The sequence below is a fragment of the Thiomicrolovo immobilis genome, from assembly GCF_039645955.1.
In the GTDB taxonomy this organism is placed as follows: domain Bacteria; phylum Campylobacterota; class Campylobacteria; order Campylobacterales; family Sulfurimonadaceae; genus Thiomicrolovo; species Thiomicrolovo diazotrophicus.
Genome location: NZ_CP147916.1, coordinates 35,917 through 62,319, shown reverse-complemented (window position 1 = coordinate 62,319; position 26,403 = coordinate 35,917). Strand labels below are relative to the sequence as shown.

The following is a 26,403-nucleotide window of genomic DNA, read 5'->3' as shown; positions in this document are numbered from 1 at the left end:
CATGCGCTTCACCACGCCTCTACTCCTGATGTCACTGCTGCTGGGCACCCTGCTTGGCGGACGGGAGATCACCGATATGCTCGGGCGCAACGTCGTCGTGCCCGCCGCGCCCCAAAAGGTCTATGCCCCCTCGCCGTACGGTTCGTATGCGCTCTATGCCATGGACCCCGCGCTGCTGGCAGGCTGGATCTTCACGATCGACGAACGCGCCTACCCCTACCTCGACCCACGGATGCGGACCCTCCCCGTCCTCGGTCGGGTCTTCGGCCCGGGCCAGTCCGCAAACCTGGAGATCCTGCTCGCGCAGCAGCCCGACCTGCTGCTTATGTGGTCGCACCGCGACGCGTTTACGCAGAAGGAGGCCGAGCGCCTGCGCATCCTCAACACGCCCGCCGTCTACGCCAAGGACGAAGCGTTGACCGACTATGCGGCCATCTTCCGTTTCCTGGGCCAAGCCCTCGGCCTCCCCGAACGGGGCGAAGCCCTGGCGCGCTACAGCGAGAACGTTTTCGCACGGGCCGAGCAGACCCTGGCTGACATCCCCCAATCGCAACGCCCGCGCGTCTACTACGCGGAGGGCCTGGACGGCCTCTCCACCGAATGCGACGATGCCATCCACGTGCAGCTGCTCAAGCTCGCCGGCGACGTCAATGTCCACCGCTGCCACACCTCCAACCACAAGGGGCTGGAGAAACTCTCCATGGAGACCCTGCTGCAATACGACCCCGACGTCATCCTCGTGCAGGAGCAGACCTTTTTTGATCGCATCGGTACCCTTCCCTCGTGGCAGCACCTCCGCGCGGTGCAGAAAGGGCAGGTCTACCTCATCCCCCGTCTCCCCTTCAACTGGTTCGACCGTCCCCCCTCGTTCATGCGGCTGCTCGGCCTGCAGTGGCTGATGGCGACCCTCTACCCGGGACAGTACGGCGAAGACGTCCGCGAGACGACCCGCGCCTTTTACCGCCTCTTCCTCAACGTCTCCCTGACACCCGATCAGCTGACGACCATTCTCAACGGAGCCCTCCATGAAAACCGTCTCTAACCCTTCCACCCTTCTCAGCCGGCTGACGCTCCTGATGCTGGCAGCCTGCATCTCCCTCTGGGGCCGGGTGGTCACGGACGATTTCAACCGCTCGGTGGAGGTGCCGGAGACGGTGCGCGCCATCTACTCAACGCATCCGCCCCTCACCATGAGCCTGCTGGCCTTCGACCCCCGGCTCGTCGCCGCCCTCAACTTCCCCTTCACCGACGCGCAGAAGCCCTATGCCGGGGCGGCTGCGCAGCGGCCGGTCGTGGGCGGCTTCTTCGGGCAGGGACAGACGCCCAACATGGAGCTGCTGCTGCAGGTCAAACCCGACGTCATCCTCATGTGGGGGGATATGACCGGTGCCGACCGCATCCTCGCAAAGCTTGAAAAGCTCGGCATCCCCGTCCTGATGGTCCGCAACAGCACCCTCGGCGACCTCATCGGGCAGTTCCGGCTCTTCGGGGCGCTCTCGGGCGACACGACACGCGCGCAGACGCTGATGCGCTACACCAAAGAGAGCCTGGGGCTGCTGGAGCAGTACCGCACACAGCTCTCCGCCGCGAAAAAAGTGCGCTACTACTTCGCCGAAGGCCTCGACGGTCTCTCGACGGAGTGCCCGGGGTCGTTCCACATACGCCCCTTCGATTTCGCCGGGGCGCAGAACGCCCTCGTATGCACGATGAGCTCCAACTTCGGCATGGAGAAGGTGAGCATGGAGAGCATCATGCGCGCCGACCCCGACGTCATTGTGGCGATGGAGCCGCAGTTCGTCGCCCATGCCCAAACGGACCCCCTCTGGCGCAGCCTCCGGGCAGTCAAAACGGGGCGGCTGTTCCTGGTGCCGGCGCACCCCTACAACTACATCACCCGCCCCCCTTCCTTCATGCGGCTGATGGGCATCCGCTGGCTGATGCAGCAGTTCTACCCGGGGCTGCTCAAGGAGGATGAACAGGCCCGCTTCGAGGCGATCTTCTTCCCCCACTACAAGGAGACAGACCATGCTTACTGACAAACTGCTCGGCATCGCCGTGATCGGGATCGACCCCGTGCTGTGGGTGCTGCTCGCGATGAGCAGCGTCTCGCTCTTCGTCATCGCCGAGCGGCTCCTCGCCTTCCGCACCCTTGAAGCCGACGCCTCCGCCTACCCCGAGGCGCAGCTGCGCCTCAAACTTGAAAAACGGCTGGGCATTCTGGCCACCTTCGGCAACAACGCCCCCTTCATCGGCCTTTTCGGCACGGTGCTCGGGGTCATCAACGCCTTTCACACCCTGGGCGCGGATGCCTCCTTCGGGGTCAACGCCGTGATGGGCGGGATCTCCGAGGCGCTTGTCGCGACGGCAACGGGGCTCTTTGTGGCGATTCCCAGCGTCATGGCCTACAACTACTTCGTGCGCCGCATCAAAACGGTCCTGCTCAAACGGGAGACGGGGGCATGAGCGCGTCGGCGATGGAGGAAGATCAGGAGATCAGCGAGATCAACATGACCCCCTTCGTGGACATTGTGCTCGTCATCCTGATCATCTTCATGGCGACGGCGACCTTCGTCGCCCAGGGGAAGATCCCGGTCACCCTTCCCAAAAGTTCGGCGCAGGCGGGGCAGAAAGAGCCCAAAAAGCCGACGGTGATCACAATCGAAGAGAACGGCCGCTACCACCTCAACGATGCGGAGGTGAGCGAAACGCAGCTGCGCACGCGGCTGCAGGAGCTCAACGCGACCCAGCGTGCCGTGGGGGTCATCGTGCGCAGCGATGCACAGACCCCCTTCGCATTCGTGGTGAAGGCGATCGACTGGTGCAAAAGCGCCGAGGTGAGCACATTCGCCATCCAGACCCAGCAGGAGCAGCCCCGATGAGAGCGCAGTACCGTTTCGTCACGGCATTGACCGTGACCACCACGATTCACGCGGCGATCGCGGGGGCGCTGATACAGACCGAACTCCCCGAACCCGCCGGCCGCGAGGCCGTGAAGATCGCCGTGGTCGATATCAGCACCCCCGAGCCGGAGGCCCCCAAACCCGTTGCACCGACGCCGAAGCCCCCGGCCCCGCCAATAAAAAAGCCGCTGCCGCCGAAAGTAGTGCCCAAACCGAAACCGGTGGCTAAACCGGTAGTGAAACCGTTGCCAAAACCGAAGCCTACACCGGCACCGGTAACGCCGTCCAAATCCGCATTAACCGCGGTGCCGCTGCCCAAACCGCCCGAAACACCGCAGGCTGCCCCGGCGGAAACGTCCGAAGCACCGGTCAGCGAGCCCGCGCCCCCTTCGGCATCCGCACAGCGCCGGCAGGCGGCCGAGAGCTATCTGGGAAGGGTACGCCAGAAGGTGCAGGCCTGCCTGTGCTACCCGATGACGGCCAGGCGGCTGCGGCTCGAAGGCGAATCGCGGCTGCGGTTCATTATCCTCAGCGACGGCAGCATCAACGCCCTGGCCCTGCAACGTTCCAGCGGCCACCGCACCCTGGACGAACAGGCACTGGCGACGATCCGCAACGCCGCACCCTTCGAGGCACCGCCGGAAGGGAAGGCGCTGAGCATCGTCCTTCCGGTCACCTTCAACCTCCGGCACGGCGGCTGATCGCGATCGCAGATCGTTATATCTATATTGACATAAAGGAAAAAACCATGAATGCGACCCATTCCAAAAAACACAAAGGCGCCGGCGACCCTTCCGGCTTTGATGCCATCGTCAGGGAGGTCTTCGCCCCCATCTACCCGGTCATCGCGTCGCAGATTATTCAACAGACGCAGACAACCCGGGGCGTCTGTCTCGATGCCGGCTGCGGCACAGGTGCACTGGGACGGGCCATGGCGCGACTGAGCGGATGCGAGGTCACCTTCTTCGACCAGAGCGAAAAGATGCTCGAATTTGCCCGCGGCTACGCCGACGCGGAGGCCATTACGGCGCGCAGCCGTTTCCTCCAGGGCGATATCCACGACATCCCGCTCCCCTCGGAAAGCGTCGATCTCGTCATCAGCCGGGGTTCCTCGCCCTTCTGGGATGACCAGAAACGGGCCTACAGCGAAATTCTCCGCGTGTTGCGCCGCGGCGGCCGTGCCTATGTGGGCGGCGGATTCGGCAGCGCGGAACTGCGCGAGCAGATCGTCAGCACGATGCTCGAGCGCGAACCGAATTGGGAAGAGCGTTTCAAACACCGCTCGAAAGCCATGCGCGATGCGCTGCCGCAGATCCTCGAACGGCTGCAGCCCGCCTCCTTCGAGATCATTAACGACGAGAGCGGCTTTTGGGCCCATATCTGCAAGTAGAGGGGCTCTGATGCACATCGGTTTATTTTGCCTCGCCGAAGACTACAGCGGCGACACGGCGCAGAGCCTGCATGAACAGCTTCGTCTCGTCGAGGCGGCGGAGCGGCTCGGGTTTGACGAGGCGTGGTTCGGCGAACACCATTTCAACAACTTCAGCGTCATTCCCGACCCGGCACTGATGCTCGCCTACGCCGCGGCGCGTACGCAGCACATCCGGCTCGGCACCGCGGGCTTCCTGGCCCCCTTCTACCATCCCGTCCGACTGGCCGAAAGCATCGCCGTCCTCGACAACCTGAGCGGCGGCCGCATCAACGCCGGCTTTGCCAAGGGAGGGTTCGCCCCGGACACCCGCCACTTCCTGCAGCAAAAAGAGGAGCTGCGCAGCATTATGTTCGAGACCGTTGAAGCCGTCGAACTTCTCCTGCAGCGCAGGGGCGTTGATTTCGAAGGCGACTTCCTCCAGATTCGCAACAGCACGGTGACGCCGAGACCCCTCCAGAAGCAGCTCCCTTTTTACGTGGCGACCTTCGCGTCCGAGGCGACGATCCACTTTGCCGCGACGCACGGCTACGGCCTGATGATGTCGCAGGGGGCGACGCTGCGCGACTGCGTCGAGGCGCAGAACTTCTACCGCATGGTCGCCGGGCACGACCCGGAGATGATCGTCATGCGCGTCTTTGCCGTCGCGGACAGCGACGCCGAGGCGCAGCGCGCCGCCCTGCCGGCCATCGACCACTTCGTCAAATGCATGCGTGCCGCCCAGCGGGAGCAGCCTCAGCCCGGTTTCGACGCCGAAAACTATGAAGCGCTGCTGCGGGAGCGGAGCGCCTTTTTCGACGGGCAGGCCTTCTTTGAGAATGCCATTCTCGGCAACCCCGACACCTGCATCGCCCGGATCGATGCCCTGACCCGCGCACTGCCCAACCTCCATCTCTCCCTCAAACCCGCGGGCCGGGATGCCGACACCGATATCGCCATGCTCGAACGCTTCAATGCCGAGATCAGACCCCATTTCAATCCAGGAGTATCTTTATGAAACAAAACCCGCGTCTTTCCACCTTGCTTGCGGCGCTGCTTGCGCCTGCCCTTCTCTGTGCGGAGAGCTTCGAGCTCGGCCAGGTCTCCGTCACCGCCGACCCGCTGCTCTCGGAGATCTTTAACGACCGGGTGGACGCCGAACAGATCGACATCTACGGCGACACCACGGTTTCCGAAGCCCTTACCCGTATGACGGGGGTGGCATTCTACTCCCGGGGCGGCCGGGCCGAGACGGATATCAGTATCCGCGGTTTCGATTCGCGCCGCATCGGCGTCTTTTACGACGGCGTGCCCATCTACGTCCCCTATGACGGCAATATGGACTACACCCGCTACCTGACAACCAACATCGCTGACATTGACGTCTATAAAGGCTTCTCCTCGACGGCCTTCGGCGCCAATACGATGGGTGGGGTCGTCAATATCGTCTCCAAAAAGCCAAGCCGCCCCTTCGAAGGCACCGTCTTCGCTCAGGGGTCGATCGACAGCAGCGGCGACCAGACGGGTACCATGGTCGGCGGGAACATCGGCATCCGCGAACCGCACTACTACCTGCAGCTCTCCGCGACGGGCAAGCACCGTGATCACTCCCGTCTGCCCGAAAGCTACGACGCGACCCCGGTCCAGCCCGAGGGCGACCGGCTCAATTCCGCCTCCGACGACCGCCAGGTCAGCGCCAAATACGGCTACCTGCTTGACGGCGGCGAAGTCGCCCTTGGCTATATGTACCAGCACGCGACCAAGCAGCAGCCTACTGTCACCGACCCCGTCTACGGCCGTGAAAAGTACTGGGACTGGCCGAAATGGGATATGCAGAGCCTCTACGCCGTCGGGAAGCACACCCTCTTCGGCGGGCTCTTCAAAGCGACGGCCTACTACACGGAGTACGAAAGCAAGCTCTACTCCTACGACGACATCAACCTGACGACGATGAACAAAAAGTTCGCCTGGAAATCCAACTACAAGGAGTCGACCTACGGCCTCCGGGCGGAGTTCACCGTCGACGCGGCGGGCAACCGGCTCACCCTCTCATCAAACTACAAACATGACCACCATAAAGGGTACGACATCGACAAGGTGACCAACGTCAGTACCCTGGGGGAGGAGTTCGAGGATACGACCCTCTCCTTCGGCGTGGAGGACAGCTACCGCTTCGCGGAGCGCTTCACCCTTGTCGCGGGCATCGGCTATGACGTCAAATCCTCCGACTACATCAGCGACCCGACGATCGACGACAAGAAAGACGAATCGGCCTGGAACCCGGAGGCGGCCTTCATCGCGGAGCTTGCCCCCAAACAGACCCTCCGCCTCAGCGTGGCCCAAAAGACCTATTTCCCCTCGATGAAAGAGCGCTACTCCTACAAGCTCGGCTACGGGGTACCCAACGGCGACCTGAAACCGGAGATGACGACCCACAGCGAACTCGCCTACAAGGGCGTCTTCAACGATGCGTGGATCGCGGAGGCGGCCGGCTTCTACCTGGTGACGGAGGATTACATCCAGGCCGTCTACTATGACACCTTGGACGGTGTCAACCGCACGCAGAACCAAAACATCGGCACCTTCTACCGTTCGGGGGCGGAGCTCGCCCTCTCCTACATTGCCGACGTTTACGAAGCGGGGGCGAATGCCACTTTCCTGAAAATCGGCAGCGCCTCTTCCGACAAGCCCATCGGCGTACCGACGCGCGAATACAACCTCTTCACCCGCGTCTTTTTCGCCCCGAATCTGAGCGGCCTCGTCACCCTCCACGGCCAGAGCGGTGCCTACGGGCAGCTGGCCGACAGCAGCTACGAGAAACTGGGCGACGTGCAGACGATCGACGCGAAGGTGACCTACCTGCCGATCACCTCCGTCGCGGTCGAAGTCGGCGTCAAAAACATGGCGGACAAACTGAACTATTACGACGACGGCTATCCGGAACCGGGGCGGGAGTTCTACGGCAGACTCACGTACAGCTTCTGATGCGCCGCCTTTTCCTGACCGTGCTATTTTCGGCGGCACTGCTTCACGCGGAACCGGTGCCGCCGCTGCGCGTCGCCGTCATTGGCGGGATGACCATGAGCGGCATGTGGCAACAGATCGCCGCCGCCTTTGAGGCCGCCCGCGGCATCCCTGTCGACGTCGTCGTCAGCGGCCCCAAATCGGAGCTCGACGCCTACTGCAGAGAGCACCCCGTCGACCTGGTGACGATGCATGCCAGCGACACCATCACCGACCTGGCCGCCGACGGCCTCTTCGAGCAGCTCACCCCCTGGACGCGCAACGCACAGATGCTCCTGGGCCACCGCAGCGATCCCGCCGGGCTGACCGGGGCCGGGAACCTGCAGGAGGCGCTGGCGAAGCTCGCTGCCTCGGAGGCCCCCTTCCTCGTCCATGCGAGCGGCGGCACCTTCGAAGTGTTCAACGCGCTGCGCACGAAACAGGGGTGGCGCATGCCGCCGGAGCAGCTCCGTTTCACCCCCGCCAAACGCGGTTTCCTCAAGGAAACGGCGGCGTTGAAGGGGTATACGCTTTACGGCGTCATCCCCTTTTTGATGCACAAACAGCACCATCCCCAGATCCTGGGCTTCTATTTCGACGATCCCGCCCTGCAGCGCCCCTACCTGGCGGCCATCGGCAGCCAAGGGCGGCTCAGCGCCGCCCGTCACGCCCGTGCCGAGGCACTGCTGGCCTTTCTGACGTCGCCGCAGGCACAGGGCATACTGAAGGATTTCCGCATCGACGGCCACCCGGGCTACCCGGTCTTTTACCCCCTCACCCCCAGCCAAGGAGATAATGATGTTTCTCGAACCCATTGATTTTGCCACCATGTACAAGGCCCACAAGCTCGCCACCGACTTCAAAGGCAAAAGCGCGGACGAATGGAACGCCAAGGCCGCGGACATGGCGCCGCGCATGGTCAACAGCCCCTACGTCGACACCTTCCTCTCGAAGATGGAGCTGGATGCGGACGACGTCGTACTCGATATCGGCTGCGGGCCCGGCACCCTGGCCCTCGCCCTGGCCAAAAAGGTCAAGAAGGTCATCGCGATCGATTACGCCGAACAGATGCTCGAACAACTACGCCTCTACGCCGAACGCGAAGGGATCACCAATATCGAAACGCACCGGCTGAGCTGGGAAGATGACTGGAGCGCGCTGCCGCAGGCCGACATTGCCGTCGCGTCGCGCAGCCTGGAAGTCGGCGATATCGAAACGGCCCTCGCGAAGATGACGCGCCACGCCGCGAAGGCCTGCTACCTCACCTACAAGGCCGGCGGCAGCTACGTCGATCTGGAGATCCTCGAGTTCATCGGCAGGCAGATCACCCCGAAGCCCGACTTCTGGTACATCCCGCTGATCCTCTACCAAAAAGGGCTGCTGCCGCGCATCGACTACATCGAGACCGAACAGGGCAGCATCAACAGCGGCAGCGCCGACGCCTTCGTCACCTCCCTGCGCTGGAGCCTCGGCAGCCTCACCGGCGACGAGGAGGAGAAGGCGTACCACTACTACGACAAGGTCGTCGCCAAAACCAACCGCCACCCCCGCCCTTTCAACTGGGCCTTCGTCGCCTGGGAGACGGCGCACTGAGGCGCCGTCTAACACACCCCTAACACTCTTTGCGTACACTGGCACGACGATTTCAGCTTCCAAGGATTGTACATGAAACCCCTCGTTTATGCTTTTTGCGCCGGAGCCGCGGCCCTCTGGCTCGGCGGCTGCGGCAGCGCCGGCGGCGGCAGCGCGACCGAGGTCACCGCCGAACGCGGCCCGATGCTCTACGCGCTTGTCACCGATGCCTCGGGACAACAGGCGGCGATGCTCTCGGGTGGCCGCTATCGCTTCGCCAATGATCCGGTCTACCCCGTCACCACTCTGGGAGGTGTCATCGACATCAACCGTAACGGCATTATCGATGCCGGCGACCTCCCCGCACCGGAACTGAAACTGCAGACGCCGCAGGGACTCGCCCTCACCCTCGTCTCCTCCCTGGCGCACAAGGCCCAGATCGCGACGATGCTGCAAAACGATTTCAACCTGAGCGAAACGCGCCTCTACAATGCGACGCCCTCCGGCGACAGCACTATTGCCGCCATCAGCGACGAGCTCTACAAATACTGCGTCGAGCACAACGTCAGCGACCCCTCCACTCTGACGCTGAAAGTCATGCAGAGCCTGCAGACGCAGATTGCCGCGCGGATCGGAGAGTACAGCTCCGGAGAGTTCAACGCCACGAAGCGCGAACGCTACCTCATCAGAAACGAGCTCGGGCTGCAGACGATGACCCAGGCCGAAGCCGACGCGATGAACCGCCAGCTCGGCGAAGGTGATGGCACACCGCTGCTCTCCGAGCTCAACAGTACCCTCAGAGGGACGCTGGCGTTTATGTGGAATGAGGAGAAGATGGCCAAAGAGCTCTACCTCGCTTTGCACGCGGAATGGCCGCACAGGGAGTTCTACAATATCGCAATGATGTCCGAGAGCCAGCACCAGGCCGCCATCGCAAGCCTGCTGCAGGCCTACGACATCAATATCACCGATATCGACGGCGAGCATGCGCACTACAGCGCGGAAGAGCTGCAGGCCTACGGTTCAGGCATCTTCCCCGACGCCGCTGTCCAATCCCTCTATGACGAACTCTACGCCAAGGGTGTGCAAAGCGACCGGGACGCCCTGGAGACGGGCTGCATGGTCGAAGTCACCGACGTCAATGACCTTAATGTCAATATCGCTCTGGCAGCGGCGGCGGAGGCCGATGACCTTGCCGCGACCTTTACCACCCTGCGCAAAGGCAGCTACAACCACTACTGGGCCTTTGACGGCGCCCTCAAAGTGCTCGGCGTATCGGAAGGGTGCTGCGTGCTCGGCGAGACCTTCTGCAAAACGCCCGAAGCGTACCCCGATACCCGCGGTGGAGGCGGGGCCTAAAGATTTTGCCTAAGTGCGAATCTTCAGTTTTGGACAGGCTTGTTTGGTTAGAATCCTGCGAAATGAAAACACTGCGCCAGCTCCTGCTCTCGGTTCTGCTGTCGGCCTTCTCCTTCTTCGTGGTCCACGACTACGTCATGGCGGATGTGGATACCGACACCCAATACGAACTTTGCCTCGCGCAAAGCAGCACCGGCGCGCTTGATCTGCCCACCAAGATCCACGAACACATCCACTCCCTGATGAGCATCCCGGAGGCATCGCCCCTTCCCGCCGCCGACCGGCCCGTTGCCCTCCGGAGCCACACCGCAGCGCAGCAGCTCCACTCCTATATTTCACCCGTCCCCTCCAAGCCCCCTTTAGCCTAACTTTTTTTCCGACACACTTTAAAATTCCCATGGGCACGCACCCCCTTGTGCCGGCCCACATAAAAGGTAACATCAATGACACCCCTACGACTTCTGGCCCTCTGTGCCGCCGTGTCGCTCTCGGCGGCCCCGGTCTCACTGCAGGAGTTCCTCGATGCCGCCGCGCACTCCGACGCAGCGAAGGCGCGGCAGTTCGCCGCGCAGGCGAACAGCCTGCAGCGGCGCAGCGAACTCCTGACCGACGGTCCCGCCCTCAACGCGCAGGCGGGCTACGCCGACGCCAAGTCCATGTCAAAAAATGCCATGGAGTACCACGTCAGCGTTGAAAAACCTTTCCGCACCGCCGATACCGGCAGACTGGAACGGCTCTTCGGCACCGGCAGCGAGATGACCGCCGCACTTGAAATGGCACGCCTGCAAAACCGCGTCTATGCCTACTATATCGATGCCTGCACCCTCCAAGAGGAGCTCTGGCTGCTCGAAGACGCCAAAACCCGCGGTGTGCAGATGGAAACACTGATCCGCACCGGGATGGAAGGGGGCGAGTTCGACCGCAGCGCCTGGCTGCGCAGCCGGCTGAACGTCGAAACCCTGACCCTGCAGATCGACGACCTCAACAGCCGCTACGAAGAGAGCTTCCGCCTCCTGAGCGCCACGGCGCAGACGGAAGCCGAGAGCCTGCTCTGCCACGACCTCCCCGACACCATCGCCCTCCCCTCGGAGACCCTGCTCGCCGACGCCCCGCTGCTGCGGCAGCTCGAAAACCGCCACGGCAGTGCGAAAGCCCTCGCTTCCTATCGCAACAGCTGGCTGCAGGAGGTAACGCTCGCCGCGGGTTATGACGACGAGATGGACGTTCAGCGCGCCAACCTCCACGTCTCCCTCCCCCTCGGCCTGGGAAGCCGCCGCGCCAACGACCGCGAGGCCGCCCACCGCGACGCTCTCGCCGCCGGCGCCGAACTGCGCGCCATGCGCAGCGAGCTCGCCGCACGGGTCGCCGCGTTTAACGCGGCCCAGCAGACCCGGCAGCAAAACCTGAAACGGCTGAACGACGAGATGATCCCCGAGGCATACGAGACGACCGTTTTGCTGGAGGAGCGCTTTATGGGCTCCGAGGCGAGCTACCTCGAATACATCGACAGCCAGAAGATGCTCTTCGCCCTGCTCATGGAGGGGGTCCAGCTCCGCGCGAATGCGCTGAAGGCCGAAGCAGGCCTCTTTGCCGATCTCGGCATCACCCCCGCTACCAAGGATAAAAAATGAAATACATTATGCCCATACTCTTCACCCTCATGCTGCCGCTCGCCGCGGCCGACCGGATCGACCCCGGCACCCTGCAGGTAGCCCTGAGCGCGCCCAAAGCCCAGGAACAGCTCCCCCTCGGCAACTACCTCGGCACCTACACCTATCCGCCCGCATCCCGCTTTACCGTCAGCGCCAACACCGACGGGTTCGTGACCCGCGTCGCCGTCAAACCCTTTGCCCATGTGAAAAAAGGGCAGACGCTTTTTACGCTCAAAAGCCCGAAACTCCTTGATATGCAGTCTGAGTACATCGCGACCCTGCTGGAGCTGGAGTACTACGACAAAGAGGTCAAACGCCTCGAGCCGCTGGCGAGCAAAGGGGTCGTCGCCTCCAAGCAGCTGACCGAGAGCCGCAACCGTCGTCAGAAACTCGACGCCTCTGCCGCTTTCCAGCGCGACGTCCTGCTCGCCTACGGCCTGACACCTTCGCAGCTCAAGCGCATTGCCGCGCAGCACAAGCCCGACCCGGTCCTGACCATTTCCGCCCCGGCGACGGGAAGCATCGCCTCGATGAACGCGCAAAAGGGCGGTTACGTTGCCGAAGGCGCCGTCCTGGCCCAGCTTATCGACACGACGGAGTGCCACTTCGAGATCGACATGCCGTGGGAGACCGCCGATACCCTCGCCCTGGGGGAGAAGCTGAGCGCCGACGGCAAGCACTTCACGGTCTTCGCCAAGGCGCCGCAGATCGACCCCGTCTCGCAGACCCGCACCATCGACCTTCACGAGGGCGACGAATGCGGCGAACGGGGCGGCGCCAGTATGAACATCGCGCTCTCGCGCACCGCGAAGGCGTGGAAAGTGCCGGCCGCTTCCGTCACCGAGCTCGACGGACGCAGCGTCGTCTTCGCCAAGCGCAGTGACGGCTTCGAACCGCTCGCCGTCACCGTGCTTTCGCGCCGCGAGGGGTTCTGCTACGTCACCGGCGCTTTGAGCGCGGAGGACCGCGTTGCCGCCTCCTCCGTGCTGGCGCTGCGCAGCGCCGCCGCCGGGGGTGAATGATGGACGCGTTGCTGCGTTTCGCGCTCTCGCAGCGCATCATCATCCTCCTGCTGGCCGCCGCCGTCGCCGTCTACGGTGTGCTCTCCTACGGGAAGCTCGTCATCGACGCCTTTCCCGACGTCTCCTCGACCCAGGTGAAGATCATCATCAAGGCCCCGGGCATGACCCCGAGCGAAGTGGAGCAGCAGATCACCATCCCCGTCGAACTGGAGATGCAGGGCATTCCCCATCAGACGATGGTCCGCTCCATCTCCAAGTACGCGCTGGCCGACATCACGATCGACTTTGAGGAGGGGACCGACCTCTACTGGGCCCGCGACCGCGTCTACCAGCGTTTTACGGCCGTCAAGAAGGAGCTTCCCGAGAACATCGGCGGGGGGATCGCCCCCATTACAACTCCGCTGGGCGAGATCCTGATGTTCACGATCGAGTCCGAGACCCTCAGCCTGATGGAGAAGCGTACCCTGCTTGACTGGACGATCCGTCCGTCCCTGCGCAGCGTTCCCGGCGTCGCCGACGTCAATGCGCTGGGCGGCCTCGTGAAAAGCTTCATCGTCAAGCCCGATTTTGCCCGCCTCTCCGCCTACGGCATCCCCGTCTCCCAACTCATCGAGGTGATCGAACGCAACAACGCCAACTACGGCGCCGGACGGATCGAGCAGGGCGACGAGGCGATGATCGTCCGCGTGCTGGGGAAACAGACCGGCATCGAAAGCATCCGAGAGCTCGTCCTCGCCCAGCGCGAGGGCAGCACCGTCTACGTCGGCGACGTCGCCGATGTCAGCGTCGGGGCCGTCACCCGCTACGGCTACGTCACCAAGAATGGCAAAGGCGAAGCGGTCGAAGGGCTCGTGCTCGGCCTCAAAGGCGCCGACGCCTCCCGCACCGTGTCCGCCGTCAAAACGCGCCTGGCCGCCCTGGAAAAGAACCTGCCCGAGGGCACGAAGCTGGACGTCTTCTATGACCGCAGCGATCTCGTCGGCAAGGCCGTCAACACCGTCCAAAAGGCACTGATGGAAGCCGTCGTGCTCATCATCGTCATCCTGCTGCTGATGCTCGGCGACATCATCTCTGCGCTCACCGTTGCGCTGATCCTGCCGATGGCGATTCTGAGCGCCTTCATCCTGATGCACCTCTTCAGCATCAGCGCCAACCTGATGAGCCTCGGCGGGATCGCCATCGCCATCGGGATGATCGTCGACTCCGCCGTCGTTATGGTCGAAAACATCGTCGCCTGGCTGGGGCACCCCAAATACGCCCATGAACCGCGCAGCCGCCTTATCTACTTGGCGGCCAAAGAGGTGAGCCTCCCCATCGTCTCGGGCGTCGTCATCATTATCACGATCTTCTCGCCGCTGCTGATGCTGCAGGGGCTCGAGGGCAAACTCTTCGCCCCGGTGGCGCTGAGCATCGTCTTTACCCTCGCCTCCTCCATCCTCTTCGCCCTCTACCTCATCCCCGTCATTGCCGGGATGAGCATCAAAAAGGCCCACGACGAACCGACCTGGCTCGTGCGCAAGCTCGAGGAGATCTACATCCCGACGCTCATCCGCGCCTTCCGGTTCGAAAAACCGATCTACCTCCTGCTGGTGCTGCTCGTACCGCTCTCCGTTTACATGTTCGGCAGCGTCGGCAAGACCTTTATGCCGACGATGGACGAAGGCAATATCGTCATCGGTGTCGAGTCCGACCCCGCCATCAATATCCCGGCGGGGATCATGCTCAACACCCAGATCCAGCAGCAGCTCATGGCCGCGGTGCCCGAGATCAAATCCATCATCTCCCGCAGCGGCTCGGACGAAATCGGACTCGACCCCATGGGGCTAAACGACACCGATACCTTCCTCGTGCTGCATCCCAAGTCCGAGTGGCGTACACCCGACACCGACTGGCTCCGCGCGCAGATGCGCACGGTGCTTGAAGGGATCACCGGGATCGAGTACGGCTTCACCCAGCCCATCGAGATGCGCACCTCCGAGATGCTCACCGGTGCGCGCGGCGACGTCGTCGTCAAGCTCTTCGGCGACGACATCGAGACCCTCAACACCCTGGGGACGAATATCGCCGACCTTCTGAAATCGACCGAGGGGAGCGAGGACGTCTACATGCGCCAGAACGAGGGGGTCAGCTACCAACAGGTCGTGTTCGACAAGAAACAGCTCACCAAGTACGGCCTCAACCTTGACGAAGCGGCGCAGATCCTCGCCATCGCCGTGATGGGCGCCGAGGCGGGCAAGATCTACGAAGGGATGAAGCAGTTCTCCATCCTCATCCGCGGCGATTACGCGCAAAACGACCTGCCGCTCTCGTCGATCTACCTCACGACCCCGGCGGGCGAGCGCATCGCCTTCTCCAATATCGCGCACATTGAGCGCACGGAGGGGAGCGTCGAGATCAAGCACGAGGGAGCCCAGCGCTTCGTCTCCATCCAGACCAACGTCAGCGGGACAGACCTCACGACCTACGTGGCGTCGATCGCCGCGAAAATCGAGCAGGAGGTGGCCCTCCCGGCAGGGTACCGCCTCGAGTACGGCGGGGAGTTCAAAAACCAGCAGCGCACCATGGCGCGCCTCTCCGTCGTCGTGCCCATCGCCCTGGCGGTGATCTTTATGATCCTCTTCTTCACCTTCCGCTCCCTGCGGCAGGCCGCGGCCGTCTTCGCGATGATCCCTTTGGCGTTGACAGGGGGGATCGCGGGACTGATGGCGAGCGGCCACTACCTCTCCGTCCCGGCATCGGTCGGCTTTATCGCCCTGCTGGGGATCGCCGTACTCAACGGGGTCGTTATGGTCAGCTATTTCAACGAACTGATCAAAACGATGCCCCTGGAGAACGCGGTGATCGAGGGGGCCAGACGGCGCCTTCGCCCGGTCCTGATGACGGCGCTCATCGCCGCCTTCGGCCTCGTGCCGATGCTCTTTGCCACCGGTCCCGGTTCGGAGATCCAGAAGCCCCTCGCCGTCGTCGTGATCACCGGGCTGATCAGCTCGACCCTGCTTACCCTGATCATCCTGCCGATCCTCTACCGGCGGATCGAAGCGAAGAAAGAGTTACAATATACTGTGTGAAAAGGAGTGTTGATGAAAACGGAACTGCTTATCGGTACCCTGGCTTTCGTCACGGCCATCCAGATCATTCCCTTCGGCCACGACCATACTAATCCTCCGGTTATGGCCGAACCGGCGTGGGACACGCCGCAGACCCGCACGCTCTTTATGCGCGCCTGTGCCGACTGCCACTCCAATGAAACCGTCTGGCCCTGGTACAGCCACGTCGCCCCCGTCTCCTGGCTCGTCGCCCACGATGTTGAAGAGGGGCGTGAACATTTCAACGTCTCCCTCTGGGGCGTGCAAAAGAAAAACGACGGCGATGAAGCCGCGGAAGAGGTCGAAGAGAATGAGATGCCACCGCTCGTCTACCTGCCGACCCACCCAGAGGCGCGACTCACTCCGGAGGAAAAAACAGCGCTGATCGCCGGACTGAAGGCAACGTTCGGCACCGAAAAACACGGACATTGAACCGCGCGCCTAGCGCGCAAAAGGGACAACCAATGGAAGATAAATTCTCGCTCAAAAAAACGGTCTCGCTGACCCTCGGGCTTTCGTTTCTCGTGATGAGCTACACGGGCATCATGCTCTTTTTCACCCCGAAAGGGAAGATCGCGTTCTGGACCGACTGGACGCTGCTGGGACTGAGCAAGACCCAATACACCGACTTGCACATCACCTCGATGTTCCTCTTTCTGACCGCCGGTGTCTGGCACATCTACTACAACTGGAAACCGCTGGTCAGTTACCTCAAGACCCATGCGCACCGTCTGAACCCGCTGAAAAAAGAGTTCCTCGCCGCCGTACTACTCAACCTCTTTTTCGTCGGTGCCACCATGTTCCACCTGCCGCCGATGCAGAGCATCGTCAACCTCAATACGGCGATCAAGGATTACTGGGAACGGCAGGTAGGCGCCCCGCCGTTCGGCCATGCCGAAGAGGCCACCGTCGCCCTCCTCGCGCCCCAGAACGGTATCGATACGCCTACGGCGCTCAAGCGGCTGCGCGACGCCGGTTTCCGTGCGAAAAACGGCCAGCAGACCCTGGAGCAGATTGCGGTTGAAAACGGCGTCTCCGCGCAGAAGGTCTATAACACCATGCTGCCGCGCGCGCAGGCGCAGCAGAGCGTCGCGCCTCTCAGCGGTATGGGACGCAGAAGCATCGGGTCGCTCGCCGAGGCGGGGCATATCGACCTGGAAAAGGCGCTCGCCTATCTCGAAGAGCAGGGCGTCATCGCCACACCGCAGACCACCATGCGCGACGCCGCCGGACAGCTCGGAACCACCCCCTACACCCTCTTCGAAACCCTGCAAGCCCTGCCGTAAACCCTCCTCCCCGGGGGGAACGCTTTGCATTGCAGCGGTCGCCGTTGACATTATTACTAATTAGTAATATAATGCTCCTATACGCTCTGTAAAGGAGACGCCATGAAACGCACACAACAGTACGGTACGCTCGAAGACGCCGTACTGCGGACGCATATCGAACTGTCGCGCGCCTTCAACAAGCTCCGTACGAAGGAGACGGCGACCATCGCCGACCAGGGGATGACGATGGCGCAGTTCGCCATTCTCGAAGCCCTTTACCATCTCGGTACGCTGCGGGTCGGCCAGATCACCGAACTGATCCTCAGTACGCCGGGCAACATCACCGTCGTCATCAAGAACCTTGAAAGCAAAGGGTGGGTCCGAGTCTACCCAAGCGAAACGGACCGGCGCATCCGCATGGTGGAGATCACCGAAGCGGGGCAGAGCCTGATCGCGGCCCACTTCCCGGAGCACGTCCGCAACCTGGCGGCGTGGTACGGTGCCGCGCTGGAGACCGAAGAGCTTCATACCCTGTCGCGCCTGCTGCGCAAGCTGGAAAAAGCGCAATAGGACCTTTGCCCGACGCGTCAACACCGGAGAATACCATGAAACGCCGCACATTTCTTCAGATGCTGTTTCTGCCGCTGCCGGCGCTTTATGCCGAAACAAATTCAAAGGAGACCATTATGTCAAGAATGTTTGTCCACCGCGCCTCTGATAGGGGTGTCGCCGAACACGGATGGCTGCACAGCCGCTTCAGTTTTTCGTTTGCCGACTACTACAACCCCGCACGGATGGGTTTCGGGGCCCTGCGGGTGATCAACGACGACATCATTGAAGCCGGGCAGGGGTTCGGCACCCACCCTCACCGCAATATGGAGATCGTCTCCATCGTCACGCAAGGCGCGCTGAAGCACCGCGACTCCGCAGGGAACGCGGGCGTCATCCGCGCCGGGGAGATCCAGTACATGAGCGCGGGCGCGGGCATCGCCCACTCAGAATTCGCCTCCGAAACGGAAAAGACCGCCCTCTTCCAGATCTGGATATACCCCGACGAGGAGGGCGGCAGCCCCCGGTACGAACAGCGCGATTTCAACGCCTTTTATCACCCCAACCGCTGGACCCTCCTCGTCAGCGGGGACGGCCGGGAGAATTCGATCCGCATCAAGCAGGACGCCGCCATTCATGTCAGCGACATCGATGCGGGCCGGACCCTGGCGCTGCCGACGGTCGCACCGGGCCATGCGCGACTGCTCTTTGTCATCGAGGGGGAGGTCGCGGTCGAGGATCTGCGCCTCGGTGCCCGGGACGAACTGCAGATGATGGATGACAATGTCCATGATCTCGTTGCCGTGCACGACGCGAAGGTCCTCCTTTTCGACGTGCCGATGTGAAGTCACTCACGGTTTACTCACATTGGAGTATCATTATTACTAGAACGCACCCTAAGGAGAATTAGATGAAACGTATGAGTCTCGCGGCGGCACTGCTGCTCGGAGGAACCCTGTTCGCCGCACAGGGAATGATGTCCTCATTCAACGATTTTGACGCGAACGGCGACGGCATGATCAGCCAGACCGAGTTCGAAAACACCCAGCAGGCGCGGATGGCCAAGCAGGCCGAGAGCGGCAAGATGATGCGCAACGCCGCCAATGCGCCCGCTTTCGGTGACATCGATGCCAACGGGGACGGCATGATCGATCCCGCCGAATTCAGAAACCATCAGATGAACCGGATGCAGCAGCGTCCCGCCGGTATGGGTCAGGGCATGGGCAAAGCCCAGAACAAAATGCCGGGCGGTATGCAAGGCGGAATGCAGGGCAGAATGATGTCCTCTTTCAACGACTTTGACGCAAACGGCGACGGTGCGATCACCCAGACCGAGTTCGAGAACGCCCAGCAGGCGCGGATGGCCAAGCAGGCCGAAAGCGGCAAAATGATGCGTAATGCCGCCAATGCACCCGCCTTCGGCGACGTCGATACCAACGGGGACGGAACAATCGATCCCACCGAATTCAAAAACCACCAGATGAACCAGATGCAGCAGCGCCCCGGCGGCCAGGGAATGGGCAAAGGGATGAAATGCAGCGGTGGCGGAATGGGCGGCCCGAACCGCTAAGACACGTCAGCGCTTGCGGACGCAGCGCACATGCGCTTCGTCGCAGCGGTCCGTATCGAACATGTGGCCGTTGCCCCAGTAGACAGCCCAGGCATTGATGGGCATTTTGCGGTAGATCTCCGAGGTCCAGTAGGCGTTGGAGACCGTGTTTTTGAGCCCCACCTTCTTCGCGGCCGCCGCCTTGCGCAGTGTCTGCAGTTCCGCCCGCGTCGGCAGACGCCAGTCGCGGAACCCCTCAAGCTCCAGGTTCGCGCAGTAGCTGCGCGCATCTTTCCAGACCGTATCTTTCTTGGCCGCCATGGCATTGTCCTGCCACTGCAGTTTCGCCGTCGTATCGATGACCGTGTCACCGCTGCGCTTCCAGCCTGCCCAGGCCAGCGCGGAAACCACAAGCAGCAGAGAAACCACTCGAATCATTTACCCTCCTTTTCATCACCGGTACGGCGGGTCCTCGCCTGCCGCCGGGAGCCGTTCCCGTCCTCTCTCACGGGAACGTAATGACGCATCAAATCCTAAACGGATTGTGCGAACGCTTAATAAACACCGCCTACTTGAGCGGCATCAGGGCGTAGCCCCTGTTCTGGTACGCGATGGTATCGAGGTAGCTGTTTTCCGAGATGCGCAGGTAGGGCAGCACGTCTTCGCGGTCGATACCGTTGCCCTCCAGCGCGATGGCGCAGACAACCAGTTCCACCGTCTTGGCTTTGGAGAGGCGTTCCAGACTCTCCTGCGCCTTCTTGACATAGAGCACTTCCTCCTCGGGAACGAGGTAATCGGCGCTCTCCGAGGCCACCTTGGCGCAGCCGCCGTGCATCGTCACGGCGAAACGGACCGTATCGCCCTGGGCCTCGATCATCTGCATGGTCTTTTCAATGAGGTTGAACCGTGAAAGGATATAGCGCGGGTTGGAAGAGCTGCAGTCGAAGACCGCCTTGTACTCCTGGGCCGATGCCAGGACCGCCAGCAGCGCCAGAAGGGCCGGGAACCGTTTCACTGCCCCAGACCGAAGACGTTGGAGAGGGTATTGATGTAGTTGAAATACCCGGTAATCGCGACGGCCTCGATGATCTGCACGTCGCTGTAGCCCAGCGCCTTGAGGGCATCGATATCCTCCTGCTGCATCTTGTAGTTGTCTTTTTTCGATGCGCGGACGCAGAAGCGCAGAAGCGCCTTCTCTTTCTCATCGGTGGTGATGCTGTCGATCCCCTCGAGGATCTGGGTGATGCGTTCCTCGCTCAGTCCCAGCATCTTCGCGATGTTCTTGTGCACGTCGACGCACATCTTGCAGCTGTTCTCCTTGGAGATCAGCAGGGCGATCGCCTCTTTGATGTCATAGGAGAGCTCCGTCGGCTCCAGCAGGAACTTCTGGACCATCATGTCGGTGGCGAAATAGACCTTCTCGTCCAGCGCCAGCAGTTTGAAAATCTCGCCGAGGTTTCCTGTCTTCTCCAGGATGGGGCGCGCCTTCTCCTGGATTGCCGGGGACATCTCCTCGAATTCGGGTAGTGCTATATATGCCATCTTCTTCTCCTTTGCGACAATTCTAATTGAAAAAGCGTTAAGTCGTACTTAACGCTTTGGGTTCTCATCGGCCGGGTCGTGGTAGTCGACGGTCGGGATCAGCAGGGCGACGACGAAGAGCGTCAGGCTCAGCACCAGCACGATCATGAGTTCATAGCCGCCCAGCACGTCGCTGAGCCGGATCGCTCCCAGGTCCGGCCCCATGAGCTGCTTGATCCGGGGAAAAGTGAGGGTGAACACCGCACCGCCGACCATCCCGCCGATCACGCCCACCAGCGCATCGACGCGCCCTTCGGAGACGGAGACGAAAAAGGCCGAGGGGCATTTGCCGAGGATCACCAGGCCCATGCCGAACAGCACCGCGCCGACCAGCAGCCCGCCCAGTAGGGTCGGTTTCACCTGATACTCCGCAAAGCCTCCCTGTACGAGCGCATAAAATCCGACCCCCGAAAGCGCTACCGTCATCATCGCCATGCGGGGCGCCAGGGTATCTTCGAAGATCATGAAACCCGCCATCTTCTCGAACTTGTCGAGCCGGGACCAGAGGATGACCGCCCCGAAACAGAAACCGATGAAGAGCACCGTCCAGACAGAACCGTGCCCCTGCGCCGCAACGACGTCGAACATATGGGTGATGCGCTCAATCATGCGCAGCTCTTTTTGCGTTTATAGAAGAAGCGGCCGGTGATCATCCCGGTTCCCAGCGCGACGACGGTAAAGATCATCCCGCTGACGGCGGTCTGGCTCCCCCCGGAGAGGATATGCCCCGCGTTGCAGCCGCCGGCAAGACGCGCCCCGTAGACGAGGAGAAAACCGGCGATGAAGCTCCAGACCATCCGCGAAGGGACCGAGCTGTTTTTGCGCGCTTTCCACAGTGTCGGGATAAAGCTGATGTGAAAGGTCTTCGTCACGAAGAGCGACATGAAGAGGCCGCCGAAAAAGACGCCGATCAGCATCACCCCCTCCCAGGCGCCCGACGTCTCGATCAGGGCCGTGTATTCATGCCTGTCGGCATCAAGGCCGAACAGCACCTCGGAGAGATAGGCCATGCCCGTCGAGGCGCCGATCGGCCGCCCCGCTCCCCATTCGGAAAAGGTGAAAAAGAAGAGCAGGCTCATCAGGATGCCGCCGGCCCACCAAGGTATTGTACGAGGCATAATGACCCCCTTGTTTTGTAAATCGTCAAGTTATACTTTACGTTTTGAATTCTATGCTATAATGCTTAAACTTTCTTGAACAAGGAACACGGTGGAGTATAAGATCTCGGAAGTCGTCGCCAAGACCGGAGTGCCCAAATCGACCATCCTCTACTACATCAAAGAGGGGCTGCTGCCCGAGGCGCGAAAGCTCAAACCCAACGTCCACCGCTATAACGACGAACATGTGGAGCGGCTGCGCTACATCCGGTATATGAAAGAGGAGGTGGGAAGCAGCATCGAGCAGATCAAGGCGGCGCTGGGCAACCCGAACCGGTCGCTTTCGAGCTCGTTGTCGATGATCGAACCGCTGATGAATACCCTCAGCCGTGTCCCCGCCGACGCGGAACACTATACGGAGGCGGAGTTTGTCGAGGCGTTCGAGCTGGACGCCGCCGTCGTTCGGCGGCTGATGGAGACGGGCATCCTCCTGCCGACGGGGGAGGCGGACTTCACCCATAAAGACGCGGCCATCGTCAACCTGGCCGCCGCCTTCGAGAGCGTCGGGGTCGCCCCCGACATCCTCAAAGCCTACGCCGAACACGCCAGAGGACTCGCCGTCCTCGAGCGGCAGATGCAGCAAAGCCTCTGCAACGCCCGGACGGACGACAACTTCTCGACGCTGTGGAAGATCCTCTTCGAGACCCTCTTTGCCGCCAAGCCCTACCTCTTCGACCGGAACACCTACAAGGTCTTCGTCTCCGCCCTGAAAGCGGAACTCAACGCGGACGAGACGCGTTCATAAGGTTTTCAGCCCCGGTCAGTGACTCCTGACTACCACTGAGAGCACCAGCAGCCCGATATAAAACCAGATCATCGCCCCCGAAGCGGCAAAGGCCGCCAGACGTTTGGCCGTGGAAAACTCGTACATGCCCAGGCGGCTGTAGAGGATGACGGCGCTCCAGAGGGCCCCGACATAGCCGAAAAGCGAGAAGAGGTGGACCCAGCCGTCGCGCATGGAAGCCAACGGGCGCATCGTCTCCGTACTACCGGTCAACCAGTACCAGGCGTTGGCGAGGTCGGAGGCGTACTCCAGGAAGAAGAACGACCCCACGTGTGAAAGCGACCCGATGATCATCATCGGGGCCAGGGCGTAGCTGTTGCGGTGCAGGAAGCTCTTAAAGGGCTTGTTCGCCAGCACCGCGGCGACGGCATAGCCGCCGAGCACGAGCGCGCCGGTGACGCCCAGCGCCATGACGAGTGCCGCAAAACCGACCCAGTCCACGCCCTGGGGCAGGAACGATGCGAGCCACTGCCCCGCCGCGTACCACGGTGTCTGCGTCTTTACCGGCGAATGCCCGAGCCCGTGGTGGAAATGCATGGTGATGGTAATGATCGCCAGCAGCAGGATATAAACATAGGTGTGGATGGTGTGGCGGTCGTTGACCTCGCCGAACATCCCTTTGGAAGGTTTCACCAGCTGCAGCGATACCGCCTCGCAGGCCTGCGCGCAATCCATGCAGAGCGTACAGTCGCGCATGGAGTTTTTCTTCTCGAAGAGGTAGGGCTGCAACCCTGTCCCACAGGCTTTCGCGCAGTCAAAGGTCGTGCACGAGTCGCAGGCGTCGCGGTAGGTCTGCAAACGGACCGCCCCCAGTTTCCCGTAGCTTTTGGTCACGCTGCCGATCGGGCAGAGGTAGGTGCAGTAGGCCATATCCTTGTAACGGGAGAAGACGAAGAGTGCCAGCAGCGTCAGCCCGGCAAAGAGTGCCGCGGCGACCCATGGGGTCTTAAGCGCGCCCGGAAAAAGGTAGACCGGCACCCAGTAGGCCGCGATCAGGATGCCCAGCCCGATGCCGCGATGCTTCAGCCACGCCGGCGCCTCCTTTTGCGCACCGATTTTCGAAAAGAAACGGCCGATCACCCCGTGGGGGCAGACCCCGCAGAATCCCGGCCCGATCAGCACGATGCTGACGATCATGAAAAAGGGCCAGAACAGCGACCAGAAAACGGCCGTGGTATAGGGGTTCTCCGCCACGGCCGGATAGCGCAGGCCGAACCCTATCGCGGAGACGAAAAGCAGCGCAGCCGCCGTCCGCACGATGAAAAGGACGCGCTTGTTCTTAAACAGAGCCGCTACCAGCGGCCAGCCCAGCAGGTCGTTTCTCCTCCGCGTCATATGATCGACCATCTGCTCCTCCTTTTAGAACGTATAGGTATAGGTCAACATCGCGAACTGCGGCATGCCCGGCGTGTAGTAGTACTTCGGGCCGCCGTAGCCGGTCGTTTTGTCCACTTCCGTCGCGTAGCGCTGGTCGAAGAGGTTGTTGACGTTGAACTGGTAACGGTGGTGCCCGGCGGTGTAGGCAAGGCTCAAGTTCGTGACCAGCGTAAAGCCGTCGTACTTCTCCGTATTGAGGTCGTCCATGTAGAAAGGACCGTAGCTGATCCCCTCGATGCGCGCGGAGAGGCTGCCGTCATGGTATCCGGCAAAGAGCGAATACTGGTAATCGGGGATGTAGCGCTGCCTGTTACCGGAATAATCCACCCCGCCGTCGACGTAATCGCTATAGCTGTAATCAAACCATGCGCCGTTGGCACCGACGTCCACCACGTCGTTGACGAGGTAATCGAGACTGAGCTCCGCCCCGATGCGTTTCGTTTTGCCCGCATTGGTGTAATAGGTCGTATTGTCGGCCCCCTTAACCGCCACGATCTCGTCGCGCACGGCATTGTAGTAGAGCGACAGATCCATACTCCAGTCGCGGCTGCGCTGCTTCATACCGATCTCGTAGTTGACCGACAGCGAGGCTTTGAGCGACGGAGAACTGCCGTAGGTGAGGTTGGCCCGCACTTCGCTGTCCGTCGGCGCCTGGTTCGCCGCGGCGATGAGGCCGTAAACGTTGAGCGTCTCCGTGAGCGCGAACGTCGCGCCGACTTTCGGCGACAAGAGATCGTAGGACTCGGTGACGCTGTAGTCGCCCTCGCCTGTTGTGTAGTTGCCGTCGGCGTAGTCGTAGGCCAGGTACTCCGTCCCGTCGATATCGAAGGAGAGGTGGTCGTACCGCAGCCCCACGTCCACGAGCAGCCGCTCCGCGGGCGCGAAGGTCTCCTGCACGTAAAAGCCGTAAAGCGTGCTCGTACCGTCTTCGACCCCGGCCAGATCCCCTTTCGCATCGGAGGTGACTTTGATAATACGCGTGCTCGGTCCCGGGACGTCGATGGTGTCGCGGTAGGTGTACTTCTTGCTGTTGTCGCGGATGTCGCTGCGCGCCGTCAGGCCGAAGACGAGGGAGGCGTCGCGATTAAAAAGCGTATGTTTCGCATCAAAAGCGAGGTCCGTCCCGACGACGTAGTTGTCCGGGGCATCGTTGATCAGCCCCGTGACCGGGTGGTAGTGTCCCCACTTCGTGAAATACGCCTGCGGTTTGAAGGTCAGGTCGCCGAAGCTCTTCTCGTACTGCACGTTGAAGAAGTAGGTATCGGAGTAGCGGCCGCTCTGCTGCCACGCGCCGTTGGTGTTCGTCGTCTCCCCCGTCTCTTTGAAGGCGGCGAATTCGTCGGCGCTGAGAGACTGGGGCAGCTGCAGGTTCGCTTCGGTATAGGCAAACTCCATCTGCAGCGAAGCGTCATCCTCGAAGAGGTGGCCGTATTTCAGGCTCGCCTGGGTCGTATCGAACTCGTTCCAGTCGCGCCAGTTGTTGCTGGACTGGCGACGGGAGACGCTGACGCCGACATAGTTGCTCTCGTCGATCGCAAAGGAGCCCTTGACGTTGGCATTGAGGGTGTCATAGGTGCCGTACCCGATCTTGACACGGTTGTTGTCCGTATCGAAAACGGATTTGGACTTGATAAAGACGACCCCGCCGCTGGCATTGGCCGCGTAGATCGAACCCGGCCCTTTGAAGACCTCGACGCTCTCCATGTCGTCAACGTCGATGAAATCCATCCGCGTGAAACTGTCCGGGTCCGTCATCGGGACCCCGTCGCGCATGACCATGATCTCCCGGATGCCGTAGCGCGCTTTCAGCCCCGCGCCTCGGATAATGAGCCGGCTGTCGTAGCCGTTGTTTTTGCTCATCGTGATGACCCCCGGGATCGTTTCAATGGCATCTTTGACGTTGAGTACGTTGCGCTCTTCGATCTCCTCGTTGTCGACGACAGCGACGCTCTGCGGCACCTCTTTGGTTTCACGTTCGAATTTTGTCGCGGTGACACTCACGGCGTCCAGGGAGTAGGTATCCGCTCCCATCAGCGTCGTGAGTGCCGCCGGGATACTTAATAAAAGCCCCTTTTTCATACACACTCCTTAAATATAATACATAATATTATTAGAAGAGTGTTACCTAAGTGTTAA

28 protein-coding genes are annotated in these 26,403 nt (G+C 61.7%); 21 read left to right on the top strand and 7 right to left on the bottom strand.

Features of this window, described 5'->3' with window-relative positions:
- Window position 1: 1 nt before the first annotated feature.
- The 20 genes from WCX72_RS00315 (at window position 2) to WCX72_RS00220 (ending at window position 19,389) form a co-directional block, all read left to right on the top strand.
- The gene (locus tag WCX72_RS00315) at window positions 2-1,042 is read left to right on the top strand and encodes an ABC transporter substrate-binding protein (RefSeq protein WP_345970233.1); all 1,041 of its coding nucleotides are present in this window, start codon (window positions 2-4) and stop codon (window positions 1,040-1,042) included.
- Window positions 1,026-2,036, top strand: a complete 1,011-nt coding sequence (locus tag WCX72_RS00310; RefSeq protein WP_345970232.1) for an ABC transporter substrate-binding protein — start codon at window positions 1,026-1,028, stop codon at window positions 2,034-2,036. Before WCX72_RS00315 ends, WCX72_RS00310 begins: the two co-directional genes overlap by 17 nt.
- Window positions 2,026-2,463 carry a MotA/TolQ/ExbB proton channel family protein gene (locus tag WCX72_RS00305; RefSeq protein ID WP_231019593.1) on the top strand — a complete coding sequence of 146 codons (438 nt, stop codon included), beginning with the start codon at window positions 2,026-2,028 and terminating at the stop codon, window positions 2,461-2,463. Before WCX72_RS00310 ends, WCX72_RS00305 begins: the two co-directional genes overlap by 11 nt.
- Complete coding sequence (locus tag WCX72_RS00300; RefSeq protein ID WP_231019592.1) at window positions 2,460-2,879, top strand: biopolymer transporter ExbD; 420 nt, start codon at window positions 2,460-2,462, stop codon at window positions 2,877-2,879. Before WCX72_RS00305 ends, WCX72_RS00300 begins: the two co-directional genes overlap by 4 nt.
- Complete coding sequence (locus tag WCX72_RS00295) at window positions 2,876-3,601, top strand: energy transducer TonB (protein ID WP_231019590.1); 726 nt, start codon at window positions 2,876-2,878, stop codon at window positions 3,599-3,601. Before WCX72_RS00300 ends, WCX72_RS00295 begins: the two co-directional genes overlap by 4 nt.
- Before the next feature lie 47 nt (window positions 3,602-3,648).
- The gene (locus WCX72_RS00290; RefSeq protein WP_231019588.1) at window positions 3,649-4,290 is read left to right on the top strand and encodes a class I SAM-dependent methyltransferase; all 642 of its coding nucleotides are present in this window, start codon (window positions 3,649-3,651) and stop codon (window positions 4,288-4,290) included.
- A gap of 10 nt (window positions 4,291-4,300) precedes the next feature.
- On the top strand, window positions 4,301-5,326 hold the full coding sequence (locus tag WCX72_RS00285; RefSeq protein ID WP_231019587.1) for an LLM class flavin-dependent oxidoreductase: 1,026 nt from the start codon (window positions 4,301-4,303) through the stop codon (window positions 5,324-5,326).
- The gene (locus WCX72_RS00280; RefSeq protein WP_345970231.1) at window positions 5,323-7,293 is read left to right on the top strand and encodes a TonB-dependent receptor; all 1,971 of its coding nucleotides are present in this window, start codon (window positions 5,323-5,325) and stop codon (window positions 7,291-7,293) included. The genes WCX72_RS00285 and WCX72_RS00280 overlap by 4 nt, the downstream gene beginning before the upstream one ends.
- Entirely contained in the window at window positions 7,293-8,129 is an 837-nt protein-coding gene (locus WCX72_RS00275; protein ID WP_345970230.1) for a substrate-binding domain-containing protein, read from the top strand. The genes WCX72_RS00280 and WCX72_RS00275 overlap by 1 nt, the downstream gene beginning before the upstream one ends.
- On the top strand, window positions 8,107-8,904 hold the full coding sequence (locus WCX72_RS00270) for a class I SAM-dependent methyltransferase (protein ID WP_345970229.1): 798 nt from the start codon (window positions 8,107-8,109) through the stop codon (window positions 8,902-8,904). Before WCX72_RS00275 ends, WCX72_RS00270 begins: the two co-directional genes overlap by 23 nt.
- A 72-nt stretch (window positions 8,905-8,976) precedes the next feature.
- On the top strand, window positions 8,977-10,242 hold the full coding sequence (locus WCX72_RS00265; protein ID WP_345970228.1) for a DUF2202 domain-containing protein: 1,266 nt from the start codon (window positions 8,977-8,979) through the stop codon (window positions 10,240-10,242).
- Window positions 10,243-10,304: 62 nt separating this feature from the next.
- A complete protein-coding gene (locus tag WCX72_RS00260) occupies window positions 10,305-10,610 on the top strand; it encodes a hypothetical protein (RefSeq protein WP_345970227.1) in 306 nt (101 codons plus the stop codon).
- Between the two features lie 75 nt (window positions 10,611-10,685).
- Window positions 10,686-11,873 carry a TolC family protein gene (locus WCX72_RS00255; RefSeq protein ID WP_345970226.1) on the top strand — a complete coding sequence of 396 codons (1,188 nt, stop codon included), beginning with the start codon at window positions 10,686-10,688 and terminating at the stop codon, window positions 11,871-11,873.
- Window positions 11,870-12,916 carry an efflux RND transporter periplasmic adaptor subunit gene (locus tag WCX72_RS00250; RefSeq protein ID WP_345970225.1) on the top strand — a complete coding sequence of 349 codons (1,047 nt, stop codon included), beginning with the start codon at window positions 11,870-11,872 and terminating at the stop codon, window positions 12,914-12,916. Before WCX72_RS00255 ends, WCX72_RS00250 begins: the two co-directional genes overlap by 4 nt.
- Window positions 12,913-15,984, top strand: coding sequence for a CusA/CzcA family heavy metal efflux RND transporter (locus WCX72_RS00245; protein ID WP_345970224.1), 3,072 nt, complete (start codon window positions 12,913-12,915; stop codon window positions 15,982-15,984). The genes WCX72_RS00250 and WCX72_RS00245 overlap by 4 nt, the downstream gene beginning before the upstream one ends.
- A 12-nt stretch (window positions 15,985-15,996) precedes the next feature.
- Window positions 15,997-16,434 carry a heme-binding domain-containing protein gene (locus WCX72_RS00240; RefSeq protein WP_345970223.1) on the top strand — a complete coding sequence of 146 codons (438 nt, stop codon included), beginning with the start codon at window positions 15,997-15,999 and terminating at the stop codon, window positions 16,432-16,434.
- A 32-nt stretch (window positions 16,435-16,466) separates the two neighbouring features.
- Complete coding sequence (locus WCX72_RS00235; protein ID WP_345970222.1) at window positions 16,467-17,288, top strand: DUF4405 domain-containing protein; 822 nt, start codon at window positions 16,467-16,469, stop codon at window positions 17,286-17,288.
- A gap of 102 nt (window positions 17,289-17,390) precedes the next feature.
- Window positions 17,391-17,840 (top strand): MarR family transcriptional regulator, encoded by a 450-nt coding sequence (locus WCX72_RS00230; protein ID WP_345970221.1) that lies wholly within the window; start codon window positions 17,391-17,393, stop codon window positions 17,838-17,840.
- 116 nt (window positions 17,841-17,956) lie between these two features.
- Window positions 17,957-18,664 carry a pirin family protein gene (locus tag WCX72_RS00225; RefSeq protein WP_345970220.1) on the top strand — a complete coding sequence of 236 codons (708 nt, stop codon included), beginning with the start codon at window positions 17,957-17,959 and terminating at the stop codon, window positions 18,662-18,664.
- A 65-nt stretch (window positions 18,665-18,729) separates the two neighbouring features.
- Window positions 18,730-19,389 (top strand): EF-hand domain-containing protein, encoded by a 660-nt coding sequence (locus WCX72_RS00220; RefSeq protein WP_345970219.1) that lies wholly within the window; start codon window positions 18,730-18,732, stop codon window positions 19,387-19,389.
- 6 nt (window positions 19,390-19,395) lie between these two features.
- On the opposite strand, the gene WCX72_RS00215 is transcribed toward WCX72_RS00220, so the two are convergent.
- From WCX72_RS00215 to WCX72_RS00195, 5 genes are all read right to left on the bottom strand, one after another.
- Entirely contained in the window at window positions 19,396-19,806 is a 411-nt protein-coding gene (locus WCX72_RS00215) for a DUF1566 domain-containing protein (RefSeq protein ID WP_345970217.1), read from the bottom strand.
- 130 nt (window positions 19,807-19,936) lie between these two features.
- Window positions 19,937-20,383, bottom strand: coding sequence for a DsrE family protein (locus tag WCX72_RS00210; protein ID WP_345970216.1), 447 nt, complete (start codon window positions 20,381-20,383; stop codon window positions 19,937-19,939).
- The gene (locus tag WCX72_RS00205; RefSeq protein WP_345970215.1) at window positions 20,380-20,910 is read right to left on the bottom strand and encodes a carboxymuconolactone decarboxylase family protein; all 531 of its coding nucleotides are present in this window, start codon (window positions 20,908-20,910) and stop codon (window positions 20,380-20,382) included. Before WCX72_RS00205 ends, WCX72_RS00210 begins: the two co-directional genes overlap by 4 nt.
- A 48-nt stretch (window positions 20,911-20,958) precedes the next feature.
- A complete protein-coding gene (locus WCX72_RS00200; protein ID WP_345970214.1) occupies window positions 20,959-21,558 on the bottom strand; it encodes a YeeE/YedE thiosulfate transporter family protein in 600 nt (199 codons plus the stop codon).
- Window positions 21,555-22,067 (bottom strand): YeeE/YedE thiosulfate transporter family protein, encoded by a 513-nt coding sequence (locus tag WCX72_RS00195; protein ID WP_345970213.1) that lies wholly within the window; start codon window positions 22,065-22,067, stop codon window positions 21,555-21,557. The genes WCX72_RS00200 and WCX72_RS00195 overlap by 4 nt, the downstream gene beginning before the upstream one ends.
- A gap of 91 nt (window positions 22,068-22,158) precedes the next feature.
- On the opposite strand from WCX72_RS00195, the gene WCX72_RS00190 reads away from it, so the two are divergent.
- Window positions 22,159-22,851, top strand: coding sequence for a MerR family transcriptional regulator (locus WCX72_RS00190; RefSeq protein WP_345970212.1), 693 nt, complete (start codon window positions 22,159-22,161; stop codon window positions 22,849-22,851).
- Window positions 22,852-22,866: 15 nt separating this feature from the next.
- Here WCX72_RS00190 and WCX72_RS00185 read toward each other — a convergent pair whose 3' ends face one another.
- Window positions 22,867-24,237: a 4Fe-4S binding protein gene (locus WCX72_RS00185; RefSeq protein ID WP_345970211.1), complete on the bottom strand. Its 1,371-nt coding sequence runs from the start codon at window positions 24,235-24,237 to the stop codon at window positions 22,867-22,869.
- A gap of 12 nt (window positions 24,238-24,249) precedes the next feature.
- Complete coding sequence (locus tag WCX72_RS00180; RefSeq protein WP_345970210.1) at window positions 24,250-26,346, bottom strand: TonB-dependent receptor; 2,097 nt, start codon at window positions 26,344-26,346, stop codon at window positions 24,250-24,252.
- Window positions 26,347-26,403: the final 57 nt, after the last annotated feature.

Bases quoted from the DNA above. Each gene is read 5' to 3' on its own strand.
- WCX72_RS00235 (WP_345970222.1), top strand. From the start codon at position 16,467: ATGGAAGATAAATTCTCGCTCAAAAAAACGGTCTCGCTGACCCTCGGG.
- WCX72_RS00275 (WP_345970230.1), top strand. From the start codon at position 7,293: ATGCGCCGCCTTTTCCTGACCGTGCTATTTTCGGCGGCACTGCTTCAC.
- WCX72_RS00270 (WP_345970229.1), top strand. From the start codon at position 8,107: ATGATGTTTCTCGAACCCATTGATTTTGCCACCATGTACAAGGCCCAC.
- WCX72_RS00305 (WP_231019593.1), top strand. From the start codon at position 2,026: ATGCTTACTGACAAACTGCTCGGCATCGCCGTGATCGGGATCGACCCC.
- WCX72_RS00300 (WP_231019592.1), top strand. From the start codon at position 2,460: ATGAGCGCGTCGGCGATGGAGGAAGATCAGGAGATCAGCGAGATCAAC.
- WCX72_RS00285 (WP_231019587.1), top strand. From the start codon at position 4,301: ATGCACATCGGTTTATTTTGCCTCGCCGAAGACTACAGCGGCGACACG.
- WCX72_RS00225 (WP_345970220.1), top strand. From the start codon at position 17,957: ATGTCAAGAATGTTTGTCCACCGCGCCTCTGATAGGGGTGTCGCCGAA.
- WCX72_RS00215 (WP_345970217.1), bottom strand. From the start codon at position 19,806: ATGATTCGAGTGGTTTCTCTGCTGCTTGTGGTTTCCGCGCTGGCCTGG.
- WCX72_RS00245 (WP_345970224.1), top strand. From the start codon at position 12,913: ATGATGGACGCGTTGCTGCGTTTCGCGCTCTCGCAGCGCATCATCATC.
- WCX72_RS00205 (WP_345970215.1), bottom strand. From the start codon at position 20,910: ATGGCATATATAGCACTACCCGAATTCGAGGAGATGTCCCCGGCAATC.
- WCX72_RS00280 (WP_345970231.1), top strand. From the start codon at position 5,323: ATGAAACAAAACCCGCGTCTTTCCACCTTGCTTGCGGCGCTGCTTGCG.
- WCX72_RS00250 (WP_345970225.1), top strand. From the start codon at position 11,870: ATGAAATACATTATGCCCATACTCTTCACCCTCATGCTGCCGCTCGCC.
- WCX72_RS00230 (WP_345970221.1), top strand. From the start codon at position 17,391: ATGAAACGCACACAACAGTACGGTACGCTCGAAGACGCCGTACTGCGG.
- WCX72_RS00260 (WP_345970227.1), top strand. From the start codon at position 10,305: ATGAAAACACTGCGCCAGCTCCTGCTCTCGGTTCTGCTGTCGGCCTTC.
- WCX72_RS00195 (WP_345970213.1), bottom strand. From the start codon at position 22,067: ATGCCTCGTACAATACCTTGGTGGGCCGGCGGCATCCTGATGAGCCTG.
- WCX72_RS00180 (WP_345970210.1), bottom strand. From the start codon at position 26,346: ATGAAAAAGGGGCTTTTATTAAGTATCCCGGCGGCACTCACGACGCTG.
- WCX72_RS00265 (WP_345970228.1), top strand. From the start codon at position 8,977: ATGAAACCCCTCGTTTATGCTTTTTGCGCCGGAGCCGCGGCCCTCTGG.
- WCX72_RS00255 (WP_345970226.1), top strand. From the start codon at position 10,686: ATGACACCCCTACGACTTCTGGCCCTCTGTGCCGCCGTGTCGCTCTCG.
- WCX72_RS00220 (WP_345970219.1), top strand. From the start codon at position 18,730: ATGAAACGTATGAGTCTCGCGGCGGCACTGCTGCTCGGAGGAACCCTG.
- WCX72_RS00315 (WP_345970233.1), top strand. From the start codon at position 2: ATGCGCTTCACCACGCCTCTACTCCTGATGTCACTGCTGCTGGGCACC.
- WCX72_RS00200 (WP_345970214.1), bottom strand. From the start codon at position 21,558: ATGATTGAGCGCATCACCCATATGTTCGACGTCGTTGCGGCGCAGGGG.
- WCX72_RS00310 (WP_345970232.1), top strand. From the start codon at position 1,026: ATGAAAACCGTCTCTAACCCTTCCACCCTTCTCAGCCGGCTGACGCTC.
- WCX72_RS00290 (WP_231019588.1), top strand. From the start codon at position 3,649: ATGAATGCGACCCATTCCAAAAAACACAAAGGCGCCGGCGACCCTTCC.
- WCX72_RS00185 (WP_345970211.1), bottom strand. From the start codon at position 24,237: ATGGTCGATCATATGACGCGGAGGAGAAACGACCTGCTGGGCTGGCCG.
- WCX72_RS00295 (WP_231019590.1), top strand. From the start codon at position 2,876: ATGAGAGCGCAGTACCGTTTCGTCACGGCATTGACCGTGACCACCACG.
- WCX72_RS00240 (WP_345970223.1), top strand. From the start codon at position 15,997: ATGAAAACGGAACTGCTTATCGGTACCCTGGCTTTCGTCACGGCCATC.